Consider the following 15250-nt stretch of genomic DNA (forward strand, 5'->3'; position numbering starts at 1 on the left):
TATCATCTCCTCTGCATTTCCGGCGACATCAGCAGCAGCGCCAGCGCCTGCTGGCGCGATTCCGCGCGCTCGATCGTCCGTCGCGTTTCAATGGAGGCCGCGTCTGCTGCTGCGAATTCCAGGAGGTCGAGCGGGTCGATATTGTTGCCGAGCCGCGCGCCCATCTGCGCGGCGATGTCGAGCCGCAGCTTCATGCCTTCGGGCGCCGCCCATGCGGCGCTGGTGTCCGGGAAACCGTTGGGACCGGCCGGCGACCACAGCGGTTGGCCGAGCAGGTTGAGATTGTTGAGATAGCCGCCGGGATCCTCCGGCACGCGCGCGAGCAGCCGGCCGCTCGCGACCACGAAGTCGTAAGGCGAGCGCATCTTGGTCAGCGGCGCCTTCCAGGCCTCGTCGGAATCGACCAGCGCCGTCGCCATCGCCTTGAGATCGCCGTCGGTCTTGACGAAGACGTCGCGCAGGCGCGCGACCAATGCCTGAGGCGGATCATCGGCGACGAAATGACGGACGAGCTTGGTCGCGATGAAATTCGCGGTCGACGGATGCCGGGCGATGTCGGCGAGCGCCGCCTCGCCCTGGGCCAGCCCCGTCGGCTCATAGGTCTTGCCGAGCAGCACTTGCGGCCCGGGCTGGTGCGCATTGACGTTGAAGGCGAAGGAGCCGGGTGTGCCGAGCCCGCCTTGCCTTCCGGCAAAGGTCCAGCCCGTGATGATGCGCGCGAGCGAGGTGACGTCCTCCTGCGTGTAGCCGCCGCCGACGCCGAGCGTATGCAGCTCCATGATCTCGCGCGCGAGATTTTCGTTCAGCCCGCGCTTGCGGTTTTGCCCCGCGCGCGAGTCCGGCCCGAGCGATTGCTGGTTGTCGAGAAAGAACAGCATGGCCGGATGCTGCTCGACCGCCTTGAGCATGTCAGCGAAGCGCCCGAGCACGTGCGGGCGGATCGCCTCGCGCTCGAACGCGCCGGCCCAGATCCGCGCAAGCTCGCCCTTGCTCGCGGAGATGCAGAAATGGTTGGACCAGAACACGACGAGCCGCTCGGTGAAGCCGCATTCGACCAGCGTCGCACGCTGCAAGCGCGCCAGTGCTTCAGTGCGAAAGGTTTTCTGGATCACGTTGAGCGGCTGCGGTGCCGGCTTGCCGGCCGGCGGTGCGGCCGTGTTCGGCTGCATGGTCTCGGGCTTCGCCGCAGCGTCGGCCGGCTTCGCATCGGTCATCTGGCCGGCGATCTCGGTCGCAGCCGTGTTCAGCGAGAGATTGCGGCGCGGCCCGGGCTTCTGATCGGCCGGCGGCTGCGGTGGCGGCGCCTCGGGCGGCGCGCCGACCTTGGCGGCCGCCTCACGCGCCTGCTTGACCTGGTCCTGATAGGCGAACACGGCCTGGCCCAGCTGCGGCGTCGATTGCAGGCCGGGCGCCTCCAGCAGCACGCCGTTGGGGCGCGCCAGTTCCGCCTTCACGAAACCGCGCGGATCGGACGCCGCGTTGATCAGATCGCCGGATGCCCCGCCGCGGGCGCCGAAGCCGAAACGGTTGAGCGCAACGAGGGCGGCTTGCGAATCGCGGGCCATCGATTTGTCCTTCGCGGATTGCCAACCGCTTTCCTGGTCTGTGCGCGGCGGATAATATACCGCAGCGGGAGATGAACCCGACATGAAAATGACGGCACAGCTTTTGCGCAAATCATGATAATTCCGAAAGAATCCTCAATGCAGGAACCGCGCCGCCTCGCCTGTCCCCGCTGCGGCACCGAGTTCGGTTGCGACCTCTCAGGCACCTGCTGGTGCGCGGAGGAAACCGCGCGACTGCCGATGCCGGTGAAGGGCGAGGATTGCTTGTGCCGGGAGTGTCTGCGCAAGGCGGCGGCGGCGGGCGCTGCAGAGTAGGCAACGCTATTAGTGATACGCAGGTCCGCCACGACACTCTCGGGGTCGTCCCGGCGAAAGCCGGGACCCATAACCACAGGGAGAGATTTGGCGAAGACTGGCCGCTCGGTACTCCGACCGTTCGCAACCGATAGATTACGCGGTATGGGTCCCGGCCTTCGCCGGGACGACGCTGGGAAGTACGCCCTACACCGCAAATCCCGGCGATGTCCGCGCCATGCCGTCGAACGCATCGAGCAGCTTCTCGCGCCACGCATAGACCGGATCATCCGCCTCCAGCAGCTTGAACGGGCTCACCACCCGCGCCCATTGAAAACCGCCGAACACGATGTAGTCGGCGTAGTTCGGCGCACTGCCGCCGAGATAGGCTTGCGTCTTGAATGTCTGCCGCATGACTTCGAGCGATTTGCGGAAGGCGATCACGCCGGCATCGCGGCTGGCCATGATCTCTTCCAGCGTCTTGCCGCCAAAGCGCGCCTCGCGCGACCTGCGGAAATAGGCGGCATCGACGTCGGCGAGATTCTTCGGGATGTCGGCGATGATCAGCGGAAAGATGCCGCCGACGATGGCGATGTCGCCGAAGGCGTTGATCATGCGCGCCATGGCGCGGCCGCCCTCGCCGCCGAACAGCGACGGGCGATCCGGAAAGGTGTCTTCGAGATAGTTCGCGATCGCCCAGGAATCGACCACCGGCTTGTCATCGTGCAGGAGCACCGGGACCTTCTCCGAGCCGTGCGGCGCGATCGCGCTCTTCTCGGTGAAGCGCCAGGGCAGCGATTCCGCCGCCAGTCCCTTGTGCGCCAGCGCCATCCGCGTGCGCCAGCAATACGGGCTGAAGGGGCGTGCCGGGTCTGTGCCGACGAGTTCGAAGAGTTTGAGTGACATGGTTGGTGCTCCGTCATTGCGAGCGCAGCGAAGCAATCCAGACTGCCGCCGCGGAGACATTCTGGATTGCTTCGCTGGCGCTCGCAATGACGATGTGGAGAGAGATGCGCGCTGCGTCTTCGCCCTCTCCCCGTTCTTACGGGGAGAGGGCGAAGAAACTACCGCCCGTTCGTGCGCAACAACCTCTCGCCATCCTCCGTCACCGCGATGACCAGCCCGAGGCCGGCAACCGTCTCGCGGGCGACGTAGCCGCGGTCGGCGGCGTCTTCCCAGATGGTGAGGCGCGGGCACGAGGTCCTCCAGGTCGAGACCACCTCGGCATAGGCGCGCGGCTCGCGCGCGACCCATTCGACGAAGTCCAGCACCAGCGGATCGACGGTCTCGCTCATTGCAAACCTCCCTTGTCGAAGGCCGCCAGCACCGGGGTCCGAACCAGGAGCCAGCCGCCATAGGCGATGTAGTAGCAGGCGATGGTGGTGATCAGCTTGTTCGACCAGGCCATGAATTGCTGGTCGGTCATGGCTTCGAGAATGCGGCGCGCCAGCGTCGTGCCGAGCATGGACGCGAGGATCGCGACGCCGGCGAGCACGGGATCGAGGCTCGCCGCCTGGTCGATGATGCCGCCGAAATAGATCAGCTTGGTGAAATGGCTGACGAGCTGGCACATCGCCTTCGTCGCCACCTTTTCGCGCCGGCCGAAATCGCCGCCGAGGAAGAAGGTGTCGAGCAGCGGCCCCGAGACGCCGGTCATCAGCATCAAGCCCATGCAGATCGTGCCATAGACGGTGCCCTGCCAGAGCCTGTCAGGGTCCGGCTTGATGTTCGTCGGCAGCAGCCGCGCCATGAACGGGGTGATGCCGAGCAGCAGCAGCGCCATCGGCTTATCAGGCACGTAGCGGGTGAGCGACCAGGCCGCGAGCGCGATGGTAGCGCCGACCATATAGTTCGCGACCGGCCGCCAGCGGATATGCGCGCGCCACAGGAAGGCACGCCAGCCGTTCGAGGCCATCTGCGTGATCGCATGCAGCACCATCGCCGTCGGCAGCGGCATCAAGGCCAGCAGCACGCCGATCAGGATCAGCCCGCCCGCCATGCCGAACAGCCCCGACAGGAACGCGGTGGCGACCATCAGCAATCCAAGGGCAGCGATCATGATGGGCGTCACGTGGGGTCTCCTGTGGTGGCACGTCAGGAACGCAAGCTGTTCGTCTCCCTCGCCCCGCTCTTGCGGGGAGAGGGTGGGGTGAGGGGCTGCATCCGCAATCATAGTGGCAGTGCGACTCGCGGAGGCTCCCCCTCACCCGCCACGCTTCGCGTGTCGGCCTCTCCCCGCACGCGGGGAGAGGCGAAAGAGAGCGTGCCTCGCTTGCTCCCCTCGCGCAAACTGAGTTATCTTGCCCTGGCATCAGCTTTCCTGAGGGTCGGTCATTTGCGGCGGCTGCTGTTTCTCAACGGCATCAAGGCATTCGAGGCGGCGGCGCGGACCGGCAGCTTTGCTGCGGCGGGCGTCGAGCTGAACGTGTCGGCGGCCGCCGTCAGCCGCATGGTGCATCTGCTCGAGCAGCGGCTCGGCGTCGCGCTGTTCGAGCGCAAGGCCAACAGGCTGGTGCTGACGCAGGCGGGACGCGCCTATCAGAGCGGGCTGACGCCGATCTTCGATGCGCTGGCCAGCCTCACCGCGCAGGTGACGGCGCCCTCCAGCGTCCGCGTGCTCACCATCGGCGTCGGCCACACCTTTGCGATGCGCTGGCTGATCCCGCGCCTGTCGGAGTTTCGCAACGAGGAGCCCGACATCGAGGTGCGCTTCACCACCGGCGGCGCATCGGTGCCGTTCGGCGAGGACTGGAGCTGCGGCATCAAGCTCGGCACCGGCGACTGGCCCGGGCTCGTCGCCGAACCGCTGTTCGCCGGCGATCTCACGCCGGTCTGCGTGCCCCGTCTCGCCGCGAGCCTGAAGCGGCCGGCCGATCTCAGGGGACCCAGCCTGATCCGCGTCGCGCATTCAGCCGAGGACTGGCCGATCTGGCTGAAGGCCGCCAACCTCGCCCGCATCAATGCGCGCGGGCCGGAGTTCCAGTTCTACGGTCAGGCGCTCCAGGCTGCTGCCGACGGGCTCGGCATCGCCATGGGCATCCGGCCCTATATCGACGACGATCTCGCCGCCGGACGCCTGGTGGCGCCGTTCGACCTCTCGGTGCCCAAGGGCATGCGCTGGTACCTGGTCTATCGCAGCTTCCAGACCGAGCAGCGCGATTTCGCCGCGTTCCGCCGCTGGATCATGCGCGCGGCGTCGGAACCTGCCGCCCGCCCGGTGAGGCGGACCGGCCGCACCTCGCCACGAAACTGAAATTCGGCGGCTCCGCGGGCAAAAAACCCCGTCCCTTGTGAACGGCTTCACATCCTGAAATCCGCAAACGTGGTCCCCTGCCCCTCCAACAAGGCACTCGAGCAAGAGACTCGAACAAGACACTCTGGGGACTACCAATGACGACCATCTACGACGGCTTTGACATCGAATCCTTCGAAGCTGGCAAGGGGCTGTGGCACGCCCGCATCCGGCGCGCCGATTTCAGCCCGGTTGCCATCGACGGCGTGCTGTTTCCGGCCATGGAAGTCGGCTTCGCCTGGCCCGATCGCGACGCCGCGATCGCCGATGCCAAGCACCACATCGATCGCTTCCGCCGGCGGGCGGACGACAGCGACGACGAATAATCGGTCAGGGACAGCAAAGGGGAACCGGTCATGTCAGTCATCGAATTCGACGACGCAACGCGGCCTCGGATCTACGCCCGCACCGTTCTGTCGAATTGTCCGGAATGCGACGGCGAGCTCACGGTGCTCCGCGTGATCGGCGGCCGCGCCGGGTGCGAGTACTGGACCATGCGCTGCACCGGTTGCGGCGGGATCCACCTCGACATCCTCAAGCCGCACCAGGCGGCCGGGGACGACGGGGGGCCGCTGCCAGTGGCGTGATCCAGCGCCTGCTGCCAACCTGCTGTCAGCAGTGTGAGCACGGACGGGCATTCGCCCTTTCCTGAGGGGCGGACTCGTCCCATATTCGCCTCATGGCGAAGAAACCTGCATCCTCCGAAAAATCCGGCAAATCCCCCAAGACCAAGGCCCCGAACTCGAAGGCGCACCGGCCTGACGTGCAGCCGATCGGGCCGGCGCTGGCCGAGTTGCTCAATCCCGCCATCAACCGCGGCGATGCCGGGCTTGGATCCGGCACCGGCCTCCAGCCGCCGCCGGATAATTCGCGCGACCGCCGCGCCGGAGGCGAGGCCGCCGCGCATCGCGCGCGCGCCTCCACGCCGAAAGACTTCTCCAGCGACCGCCCGGCGGGACTGGACGAGGCGCCGCAGGCCAATTACGGCACCGCGGCCACGATCCCGACGCTCGATCCGGAACTGGCGCGGCAGCTCGGTCTTCCCACCGAGGAGGACGATGCCGAAGCGCTGGCACGGCCGCCGCGCTCCAAGATGGAGGCGCTCGGCGTCAAGGCCACCGCCGATGCGCTGGAGTCGCTGATCCGCGAGGGCCGGCCGGAGTTCCGCAAGGACGACGGCTCCATGAAGGTGTGGACGCCGCACCGGCCGCCGCGGCCGGAGAAGTCCGAAGGCGGCGTGCGCTTCGAGATCAAATCGCACTACGAGCCGCGCGGCGACCAGCCGACCGCGATCGCCGAGCTGGTCGAAGGCATCGAGCGCAACGATCGCTCGCAGGTGCTGCTCGGCGTCACCGGCTCCGGCAAGACCTACACCATGGCCAAGGTGATCGAGGCGACGCAGCGCCCGGCCCTGATCCTGGCGCCGAACAAGACGCTGGCCGCCCAGCTCTATGGCGAGTTCAAGAACTTCTTCCCCGACAACGCGGTCGAGTATTTCGTCTCGTATTACGACTACTACCAGCCGGAAGCCTACGTTCCGCGCACCGATACCTATATCGAGAAGGATTCCTCCATCAACGAGCAGATCGATCGCATGCGCCACTCGGCGACGCGCGCGCTGCTCGAACGCGACGACGTCATCATCGTCGCCTCGGTGTCCTGCATCTACGGTATCGGCTCGGTCGAGACCTACACCGCGATGACGTTTGCGCTGAAGAAGGGCGAGCGCATCGACCAGCGCCAGCTCATCGCCGACCTCGTCGCGCTCCAGTACAAGCGCACCCAGGCCGACTTCACCCGCGGCACCTTCCGGGTCAGGGGCGACGTCATCGACATCTTCCCGGCGCACTATGAGGACCGGGCCTGGCGCGTGAATTTGTTCGGCGACACCATCGAGACCATCGAGGAGTTCGATCCGCTCACCGGCCACAAGCAGGACGAGCTCGAATTCATCAAGATGTACGCCAACTCGCACTATGTGACGCCGCGCCCGACGCTGGTGCAGGCGATCAAGTCGATCAAATCAGAGCTGAAGCAGCGGCTCGACCAGCTGCACGACCAGGGCCGCCTTTTGGAGGCGCAGCGGCTGGAGCAGCGCACCACCTTCGACCTCGAGATGATGGAGGCGACGGGAAGCTGCGCCGGCATCGAGAACTATTCGCGCTATCTCACCGGCCGCCGGCCCGGCGAGCCGCCGCCGACGCTGTTCGAATACGTGCCCGACAATGCGCTGATCTTCGCCGACGAGAGCCACGTCACCGTCCCGCAGATCGGCGCCATGTTCCGCGGCGACTTCCGCCGCAAGGCGACGCTGGCCGAATACGGCTTCCGCCTGCCCTCCTGCATGGACAACCGCCCCTTGCGCTTCGAGGAGTGGGACATGATGCGGCCGCAGACCATCGCGGTATCGGCGACGCCGAGCGGCTGGGAGCTGAACGAGAGCGGCGGCGTGTTCGTCGAGCAGGTCATTCGCCCGACCGGGCTGATCGATCCGCCCGTCGATATCCGCCCCGCCCGCACCCAGGTCGACGATCTCGTCGGCGAGGTGCGTGCCACCGCGCAGGCCGGCTATCGCTCGCTGATCACGGTGCTGACCAAGCGCATGGCGGAGGACCTCACGGAGTATCTGCACGAGCAGGGCATTCGAGTCCGCTACATGCACTCGGACATCGACACCATCGAGCGCATCGAGATCATCCGCGACTTGCGGCTCGGCGCGTTCGACGCGCTGGTCGGCATCAACCTCTTGCGCGAAGGCCTCGACATTCCCGAATGCGCGCTGGTCGCCATTCTCGATGCCGACAAGGAAGGCTTTCTGCGCAGCGAGACGTCGCTGATCCAGACCATCGGCCGCGCCGCGCGCAACGTCGACGGCAAGGTGATCCTCTATGCCGACCAGATGACCGGGTCGATGGAGCGCGCCATCGCCGAGACCAACCGGCGCCGCGAGAAGCAGGTCGAATACAACACCGCCAACGGCATCACGCCGGAGAGCGTGAAGAAGCAGATCGGCGACATCCTCAACTCCGTCTACGAGCGCGACCACGTGCTGGTCGAGGTCGGCGGCCACGACATGACCGACGACGTCATCTCGATCGGCCACAATTTCGAAGCCGTGCTCGCCGATCTCGAAACCCGGATGCGCGAGGCCGCCGCCGATTTGAACTTCGAGGAAGCCGCGTGCCTGCGCGACGAGGTCAAGCGCCTGCGCGCCACCGAGCTCGCGGTGGTCGACGACCCCACCGCAAAGCAGCGCACCGTGCAGGGCAAGGCCGGCGCCTATGCCGGCACGAAGAAATACGGCGACGCCGCCAACCTGCCGGTCAGCGCCATGAAGAAGAAGACCGTGAGCTCGGCGCTGACGGCCAGCGGCGGCGGCAGCGGCTCGAAGGTGCACAAGCCGCATCTCGACGAGATGCACGGCCCGGAGTCGTTGCCCTACCGCGAGAACCGCGCGCTGCCGTCAAAACCGTTCGGCGGCGAGAGCCGGATCATCCAGCCGACCGACTCGCGGCAGTCGGGGCCGGAGTTCGGCCCCACCCCGCGCTCCAGCGGCGGCGCGCCGGGACATCGCGGCGGGTGGAAGAAAAGATAGGGCGGCGCAGTATCACCCGCACCAGCCGTGGCTATGGATTCCGGGCTCGCCGCTTTGCGGCGCCCCGGAATGACGAGACGAGAGATCCTCGCGCCCCTCACCCCACGCTCGCCGTCACCACCGCCATCACCGACAGCAGCAGCACGATGGTCACGAGCTGGAGCGAGGCGACCGGCTGGGTGCGCCAGGCGGTGATCTTGTCGGCGAGCGACAAATGGGCCTCGAAGAACTTCGGTTCGTAGACGGTCTTGAAGAAGGCGGGGAAGCTCGGCCCGAAGGCCACCGCGACGAGCGCGTGGGCGAGCGAGGCGATTGCGACGAAGATGGCGACGCCGGGATCGCCGACGAGGTCATGGTTGCCGAGCAGCTTGAGCAGCATCGCGGCGGTGGCGAAGGTCGGGAAGCTCTGGAGGGTCGCGGTCAGCGCGAGGCCTTCGAGTGCGTTGTGCAGGCGGGACTTTCTCGCGGCGATCGTGGCGGCCATGGCACGTCTCCCTGATGACATGGGGATGACGATAGCGGCGATGCCGGAGGGGTGATGTGAGATGGGTCACGCCCCGGTCGGCGCCGCTGTTCACCTCGCCCCGCTTGCGGGGAGAGGTCGATCGCGAAGCGATCGGGTGAGGGGGACTCTCGGCGAGTCCAACTCTTACCGTCCCCGGAAAGACTCCCCCTCACCCCAAGCCTCTCAGCGCGAGCGGAGCTCGTCGCGGCCCCGCATCTGCCTTCGCTAAGGCTTCGGCGGACAAGAGCGGGGCGAGGGAGCGGACCGCCGATGCGGCGACGGGGTCGCGCGCCATGCAGCGCGAATTCGTGCATGCGCGCGGCTTCACAACCCGCAATTGCAGCCATGAACCTGGCATTGCGCTTGCGCGTCATATCGACTGCAACACTCCCTGTGGTTTTGCGGATTGCCGCTGCGCGAAACCGCGCGTTAGCGTTGCGCAACGCCACGCGGCCAATGAGGACGTGAGGAATGACGGTCGAGAAGCTCAATCGCCAGCGCGTCGTGCATCTGCTCGACGCCTTCGCGCGCGGCGATATCGAGGCCGCGCTGTCGTGCTGCACCGACGACGTCGACTTCCTCACCCATGCGCCGATCGACATCCTGCCGCACATGGTGCCGCGCCACGGCAAGGCCGAATTGCGCGCGCTCTGGCGGACGGTCTGGTCGCGCTATTCGGAAGTCCGCTACAAGGCGCCGCAGATCGTCGCCGAGGGCGACGAGGTCGCGACCTACTTGCACACCTATTTCAGGAAGCGCAGCAACGACCGCGTCGTGCAGTTCGACATGGCGGTGTTCTACACCTTCCGCAACGGACAGGTGGCGCAGATCCGCGAGATCATCGATTCCTACGATCTGGTGCAGCAGGTGCTGGAGCGCGAGATCGGGCCGCTGATCACGGGGGCGCGGGTGGACGGGGTGTAGGGCTCGCCATCTTATTGGTGTCGTCCTGGCGAACGCCAGGCGAAAGCCAGGACCCATTACCCCGGCTGCCAGTCTGAGGCACCTTGCTAACCACCAGCCTGCCCATTGCAGGACTCGGTGGTTATGGGTCCTGGCTTTCGCCAGGACGACACCGAGAATGTGGCACAGCCCGGGTTCCATAAGCGCCGCCCCCCAGCGTGCCCCAGGTAGGATTACGGGATTCTGTTGTAAATCTCACAAAACGCAGTCAATTGTGCATTGCGAAAACGTGAATTGCGTTTCGGCCGAAATCCCGTATTTTGTTCGTATACAAATGAGTTGAGCGGCCCCGCGGCACGTTTCCGGTGCATCGGGCTGCTTTCCGTTTTTTTCGCAAGCCAGCTTCAGGACTGCCCAAAATGACAGAGCACAGCCTCTGGCGTTTCTCGCGCGCATTGCACCGCGCGATCAACGACCGGCATTTCGAGGATATCGAGGCCCTAATCGACGAGGACGTCGAGTGGGCGCTCTATGGCCCGATCGACATGTTTCCGTTCCTCGGCGCACGCCAGGGCAAGGACGCCGTGCTCGACGTCATCCGCCAGCTCGCCGACAATTTCCAGGTCCGCCGCTTCGACCGCGAGAGCATCATGCTCGGCGTCGATTCCGCCGCCTCGATGCTGCGCTATTCGCTGACGGCGCTGGATTCCAACAAGCCGATTTCCTTGCGGGTCGCGCAGTTCGCCCAGTTCAGGGCGGGCAAGCTCGTCAGCTTGCGCGTGCTGATCGACACTTTCGACCTGGTCGAGCAGGCACTCGGCCGTGCCATTCATCTGCCGAAGATGAGCAGCGTCGGCTGAGGGGGGACGCCAACGGGCCCCGCTCTTCGGGACCGATGACGATGCGTGGCGCGACGTCCTGGCCTCCAGCCCCGCCGGATGCCGTCGTGCCGGAAGCCCGTCGTCGGGCGCGCGCCTTGCGCGCGGCCCGTTGGTTCGCGTCCCCAGGCGTATCGAGGCGAGCCGCCACAATTTCGCAACGATAGATCAGCATCCTTTGCGCGGAATGGCGCGTGGTCATTGCGGAAGGCCGCTATATATTGGCGGACAGCATGCGCTGGGGTTCGCGGGCAGGACGATGGAATTCTCGACAGGTTTTGGCTGGACCAGGCTGCCGGTGCTGGCGGCGGCGTTCATTTTGGGCTCGGTTCTGACGGTTTCGGCGCAGATCATCCCGCCCTTCTCCCCACCCGCGGCCGCGCCCGACGAGGACGCCGAGGCGGCGGAGGCCCCCGACGTCAACGACCCCGACGTGATGAAGGGCATCGACGTCGACAAGCTCGACTGGGGCCAGCTCGCGATCGACGCCGGCACGCTCAACGACCTCATCGCCGCCAAGAAGCGCGCGCAGGCCGCCGCCAATGACGGGATGAACTGGTCGTCGAACGCCAATGCCAACGGCTCCTCGACGGTGACGGTGAAGCAGTCGGTCTCCTCGTTCTGGGACGCCCGCATCGGCGCCGACATGACGGTGACGAGCGAGCCGCGGACGATGTCCGAGTTCTTGGCGCAGAAGGCCGCCAATGGCGGCAGCCTGCCGCAATCCTCCGGCAGCGCCTGGGCCGCCGCGACCGCGCCGGGCGCGGGCTCGATCTGGGACAAGACCGCGGTGGAAGCCCGCGTCAATCCCGGCGCCGAGCAGAGCAAGATCGGCGCCTCGCTCACCAAATCGGTACCGCTGTCGAGCGACACGTCGCTGACGCTCCAGAACGGCTACAGCGTCAACCAGCAGGGCACAACCGCGGTCCCCGGCATCGGCGGCCACATCACCCGCAACTACGAGACCGATCAGTCCGCCAAGGTCACCCTCACCGATACCGGCACCAGCATCACCGCCGGCCAGACGCTGTCGACCACCGACGACAAATGGCTGCGCAAGTTCGGCGCCGAGCAAAAGCTGTTCGACAACGTCACCGTCTCCGGCTCGGTCGGCGAGACCTCGCAGGGCGCGATCAACAAGAGCCTGACGGCGGGGTTCAAGAAGAGCTGGTAGTCGCTAACCCAGCGCCTCACTCGCTCCCCTCATCCTGAGGAGCGCTCCAAAGGAGCGCGTCTCGAAGAATCGAGGCCCCCGCTGCGAGAGCCGGGCCTGCATGGTTCTCGCGGCGATGCGAAGCATCGTCCGCTACGCGCGCGAAGAGCGCGCTCCTCACCATGAGGGGATATGTCTGTCGTCGCCGCAGCCGCCGTTCAGACATTCCTAACCATACGCCACGGCAAAACCCCCGAATGGTCCGCCCTTGCCGCATCTCGGCCTAGTTCCGGTCAAAATCCGACGCCCTGATACGGATCGCCTTACAGACGTCGTCGTGCGGGGGACACTCGCGCTGCGCTCAACGCGAACAGGGGAACAACGATGAACGCCATTCGTCCTGAAAAGATCGAAGCCGCCGAGACCGAAACCGTCGACAACAATCTCGCCGCCGTGACCGAGGTCGAAGCCGGCATCCGCGACTTCGTCCGCAACGACATCGCCTATCTGCGCCGGCCAGCGGCGACGACCACCGATGCACCGGCGCTCGATCCAAGCGCGGAGGCCACCGTCACCAACGTCAACTCGCTGATCCAGCGCGTCGCCGGCACCTCGCTCGCCGAGATCGAGAACCTGATCTCCGAACTCGAGAGCCTGCGCGACCTGCTCCATGCCGAAGGCCAGCGCGTCCAGCGCGAGATCTCCGGCTACGCCCAGCTCAGCCAGGCCGCGATGAAGTCGACCCGCATGATCGCCGACAACGTCGCGCAGTGGAAGCGCGCCGCCGACGGCCTGCGCAACAGCTGATCGGTTAGCACCAGGCATCACCGGCCGCCGCGTTCCGAAAGGGGCGCGGCGGTTTTGATTCTGGGGAGGAGAGCGTGGGAGCGCGAATCCGCACGCTGCCTCCCCAACACAGGTGTCATCACCCGCGAAGGCGGGTGATCCAGTATTCCAGAGACAGTGAGGCTAGTCCCGAGAGGCCGCGGCGTACTGGATGCCCCGCCTTCGCGGGGCATGACGGCGGAGGATTTGCCTTTGAACCCTCCGCCCCTCCCCGGCGACCAATGCCAAGCGCCCGTCGGTGTTACGACCGGGCCCGGGGGATATTTCAGATGGAAAGCATTCGGCCCGACACCACGGACCCCATACCGCTGCGACCCGCGCCGAACCAGTTCGGCACGATCATGCTGCGCTTCGTTGGATTATTGGCGGTTGCGATCGCGGTGCTCGCGTTCGTCTATAGCCGCTGAGCGGAGGCCGGGCGCCGGCCCCGAAAAGTTAACGAGCTCTTACCGGGCAGCTTCCACAGTCGAGGCTTCCAGGGTGTAGGCGCCATCGGCATAGCCCTTCACCACCATACCGGCGACCAGCATCACGGCCAGCGTCGCGGTAGCAAAGATGAATCCGACAAATTTGAGTGCGCCGCGGTCTGCCATGGTCCTCGTCCCCTGTGCTCTGCCAATTCGTTTCAATTAGACAGCGACAGGTTCATAATTGGTTAGCAACTCGATGGTTCCGCCAACTGCTTCGCGGGTAACCATGTTGCGCAGGCTTATGGCAGCGGTCCGGAATCGCGTCCATAGCGCGCGGGCAACACTTGCGCGCTCTTTTCAGCCGTTCATCTTGGAACGGATCTAACCGGTCTTCCGCATCGGCACGAAGGCGCTGGCGGTGATGGCGTAGACGTCCTCGCCGCGCTGGTTGGTGCCGGTGGTGCGCGCCGTCAGGATGCCCCAGCCGGGGCGCGAGCCGGAGGCACGCTTGTCGATGACGACATTGGCGTAGGAGACGGTGTCGCCGGCGAGCACCGGCCTGATCCAGCGCAGGTCGCGAAAGCCCGGTGACGGGCCCCACACTGCGACCTCCTCGCCGCGCTCTGCGGCCTCTCGCGCCAGACGTTGGCCGTCCGCGACAAGCAGGCTCATGCAGGCCGAGCCGACATGCCAGCCCGAGGCCGCGAGCCCGCCGAACAGCGAGTTCTTGCCCTCCTCCTCGTCGAGATGAAAACGCTGCGGATCGAATTTCGCGGCGAAAATCTTGATGGATTCCGCGGTGAACGTATAGGCGCCGATCTCGCGGCGATCGCCGATCCCGATGTCCTCGAAGAACCGCATCAGACCGCCCCCTCGCGCCGCTTGATCAGGATCGGCGAGGTCATCTCGCACAGCGCCTGCCCCTTGGCGTTGCGCACGGTGCATTTGAACTTGACGATGCCGAGCTCGGGGCGGCTCTTCGAGGTGCGCGCCTCCAGCACATCGACGTCGAGCATGAGGTCGTCGCCGGGTCTGAGCGGCGACAGCCAGCGCACCTCGTCGACGCCGGGCGAGCCGAGCGAGGCGGCACGGGTGATGAAGCCGTCGGCCATCATCCGCATCATCAGCGAGCAGAGGTGCCAGCCCGAGCCGGACAGGCCGCGCAGCATGCTTTTGCTGGCGGCGTCCTCGTCCAGGTGCATCGGTTGCGGATCGAACTCGGCGGCGAAGGCCAAGATCTCGTCGCGGGTGACACGGCGCGGGCCGAACGTTCCGAACCGGCCGGGCGGGAAATCTTCGAAGGTCAGGGTCATCTTGGGATTGCTGGCGGAAATGACAGATTGTGGCCGCACTTTGCGGCAATCTCAACCCGCCGGCCCGCATGGCTCGTGCTACATTCGACCCGACGAGGTTGGTCTTGAGTCGGATCAACCAAGGGCCGAAGCCCGATTTGACAAGGCCCGATTTGTCCTGGGGAGAGCGATGTTTTCATTCAGCGACCTGTTTCAGTGGGACCGCTTCATCACGCCGACGATCATCAAGACCTTCTACTGGCTGGTGATCGCGCTGATCTGCCTGTTCGGCCTCTCCGGCATCTTCTCGGGCTTAGCTGCGATGGCGATCAGCCCGTTCGGCGGCTTCCTGGTGCTGCTGTCGTCGATCGCGAGCGTCGTGGTCGGCATCGTGTTCTCGCGCATCGTCGCGGAACTGATCCTGATCGTCTTCCGCATCAACGAGCATCTCGGCGCGATCCGCGACCAGGGCGGCGGGATGCGGTAGGGCGGGCGCTGGCTATGTCCCGATCCCCGT

19 protein-coding genes are annotated in these 15250 nt (G+C 66.0%); 11 read left to right on the forward strand and 8 right to left on the reverse strand.

The annotated features are described in order from the left end of the window. Positions 1-2: 2 nt before the first annotated feature. Positions 3-1565: a DUF1800 domain-containing protein gene (locus XI09_RS12915; protein ID WP_271567178.1), complete on the reverse strand. Its 1563-nt coding sequence runs from the start codon at positions 1563-1565 to the stop codon at positions 3-5. Between the two features lie 114 nt (positions 1566-1679). Between XI09_RS12915 and XI09_RS12920 the strand changes: the two genes are divergently transcribed. Then, a complete protein-coding gene (locus XI09_RS12920) occupies positions 1680-1880 on the forward strand; it encodes a cysteine-rich CWC family protein (protein ID WP_271567179.1) in 201 nt (66 codons plus the stop codon). A gap of 186 nt (positions 1881-2066) precedes the next feature. Here XI09_RS12920 and XI09_RS12925 read toward each other — a convergent pair whose 3' ends face one another. From XI09_RS12925 to XI09_RS12935, 3 genes are all read right to left on the reverse strand, one after another. Further along, the gene (locus XI09_RS12925; protein ID WP_271567180.1) at positions 2067-2765 is read right to left on the reverse strand and encodes a glutathione S-transferase family protein; all 699 of its coding nucleotides are present in this window, start codon (positions 2763-2765) and stop codon (positions 2067-2069) included. A 158-nt stretch (positions 2766-2923) separates the two neighbouring features. After that, positions 2924-3154 carry a hypothetical protein gene (locus XI09_RS12930; RefSeq protein ID WP_271567181.1) on the reverse strand — a complete coding sequence of 77 codons (231 nt, stop codon included), beginning with the start codon at positions 3152-3154 and terminating at the stop codon, positions 2924-2926. Next, positions 3151-3930 carry a sulfite exporter TauE/SafE family protein gene (locus XI09_RS12935; RefSeq protein WP_271567182.1) on the reverse strand — a complete coding sequence of 260 codons (780 nt, stop codon included), beginning with the start codon at positions 3928-3930 and terminating at the stop codon, positions 3151-3153. Before XI09_RS12935 ends, XI09_RS12930 begins: the two co-directional genes overlap by 4 nt. A gap of 264 nt (positions 3931-4194) precedes the next feature. Between XI09_RS12935 and XI09_RS12940 the strand changes: the two genes are divergently transcribed. The 4 genes from XI09_RS12940 (at position 4195) to uvrB (ending at position 8746) form a co-directional block, all read left to right on the forward strand. Beyond that, positions 4195-5112, forward strand: a complete 918-nt coding sequence (locus XI09_RS12940; protein ID WP_271567192.1) for a LysR substrate-binding domain-containing protein — start codon at positions 4195-4197, stop codon at positions 5110-5112. Positions 5113-5249: 137 nt separating this feature from the next. Then, positions 5250-5477, forward strand: coding sequence for a hypothetical protein (locus XI09_RS12945; protein WP_027548436.1), 228 nt, complete (start codon positions 5250-5252; stop codon positions 5475-5477). A 30-nt stretch (positions 5478-5507) separates the two neighbouring features. Continuing rightward, positions 5508-5738, forward strand: coding sequence for a hypothetical protein (locus tag XI09_RS12950; RefSeq protein ID WP_271567183.1), 231 nt, complete (start codon positions 5508-5510; stop codon positions 5736-5738). Positions 5739-5830: 92 nt separating this feature from the next. Beyond that, the gene (gene uvrB, locus XI09_RS12955) at positions 5831-8746 is read left to right on the forward strand and encodes an excinuclease ABC subunit UvrB (protein ID WP_271567184.1); all 2916 of its coding nucleotides are present in this window, start codon (positions 5831-5833) and stop codon (positions 8744-8746) included. A gap of 97 nt (positions 8747-8843) precedes the next feature. Here uvrB and XI09_RS12960 read toward each other — a convergent pair whose 3' ends face one another. Beyond that, the gene (locus XI09_RS12960; RefSeq protein ID WP_271567185.1) at positions 8844-9230 is read right to left on the reverse strand and encodes a hypothetical protein; all 387 of its coding nucleotides are present in this window, start codon (positions 9228-9230) and stop codon (positions 8844-8846) included. A 492-nt stretch (positions 9231-9722) separates the two neighbouring features. Between XI09_RS12960 and XI09_RS12965 the strand changes: the two genes are divergently transcribed. From XI09_RS12965 to XI09_RS12985, 5 genes are all read left to right on the forward strand, one after another. Then, on the forward strand, positions 9723-10175 hold the full coding sequence (locus XI09_RS12965; protein ID WP_271567186.1) for a nuclear transport factor 2 family protein: 453 nt from the start codon (positions 9723-9725) through the stop codon (positions 10173-10175). Positions 10176-10573: 398 nt separating this feature from the next. Continuing rightward, complete coding sequence (locus XI09_RS12970) at positions 10574-11014, forward strand: nuclear transport factor 2 family protein (RefSeq protein WP_011090168.1); 441 nt, start codon at positions 10574-10576, stop codon at positions 11012-11014. A 277-nt stretch (positions 11015-11291) separates the two neighbouring features. Next, entirely contained in the window at positions 11292-12206 is a 915-nt protein-coding gene (locus XI09_RS12975) for a hypothetical protein (protein ID WP_271567187.1), read from the forward strand. Positions 12207-12569: 363 nt separating this feature from the next. Continuing rightward, positions 12570-12992 (forward strand): hypothetical protein, encoded by a 423-nt coding sequence (locus XI09_RS12980; protein WP_271567188.1) that lies wholly within the window; start codon positions 12570-12572, stop codon positions 12990-12992. A gap of 308 nt (positions 12993-13300) precedes the next feature. After that, positions 13301-13438, forward strand: coding sequence for a hypothetical protein (locus XI09_RS12985; RefSeq protein ID WP_018648329.1), 138 nt, complete (start codon positions 13301-13303; stop codon positions 13436-13438). Positions 13439-13477: 39 nt separating this feature from the next. Here XI09_RS12985 and XI09_RS12990 read toward each other — a convergent pair whose 3' ends face one another. The 3 genes from XI09_RS12990 to XI09_RS13000 form a co-directional block, all read right to left on the reverse strand. Continuing rightward, on the reverse strand, positions 13478-13624 hold the full coding sequence (locus XI09_RS12990; RefSeq protein WP_027545961.1) for a hypothetical protein: 147 nt from the start codon (positions 13622-13624) through the stop codon (positions 13478-13480). A gap of 198 nt (positions 13625-13822) precedes the next feature. Then, positions 13823-14302 (reverse strand): MaoC family dehydratase, encoded by a 480-nt coding sequence (locus tag XI09_RS12995; RefSeq protein ID WP_271567189.1) that lies wholly within the window; start codon positions 14300-14302, stop codon positions 13823-13825. Further along, complete coding sequence (locus XI09_RS13000; RefSeq protein ID WP_271567190.1) at positions 14302-14754, reverse strand: MaoC family dehydratase; 453 nt, start codon at positions 14752-14754, stop codon at positions 14302-14304. The genes XI09_RS12995 and XI09_RS13000 overlap by 1 nt, the downstream gene beginning before the upstream one ends. 169 nt (positions 14755-14923) lie before the next feature. Between XI09_RS13000 and XI09_RS13005 the strand changes: the two genes are divergently transcribed. After that, positions 14924-15220 carry a DUF4282 domain-containing protein gene (locus XI09_RS13005; RefSeq protein ID WP_018648333.1) on the forward strand — a complete coding sequence of 99 codons (297 nt, stop codon included), beginning with the start codon at positions 14924-14926 and terminating at the stop codon, positions 15218-15220. Positions 15221-15250 lie beyond the last annotated feature (30 nt).

The organism is Bradyrhizobium sp. CCBAU 11386 (assembly GCF_028128955.1).
GTDB lineage: Bacteria > Pseudomonadota > Alphaproteobacteria > Rhizobiales > Xanthobacteraceae > Bradyrhizobium.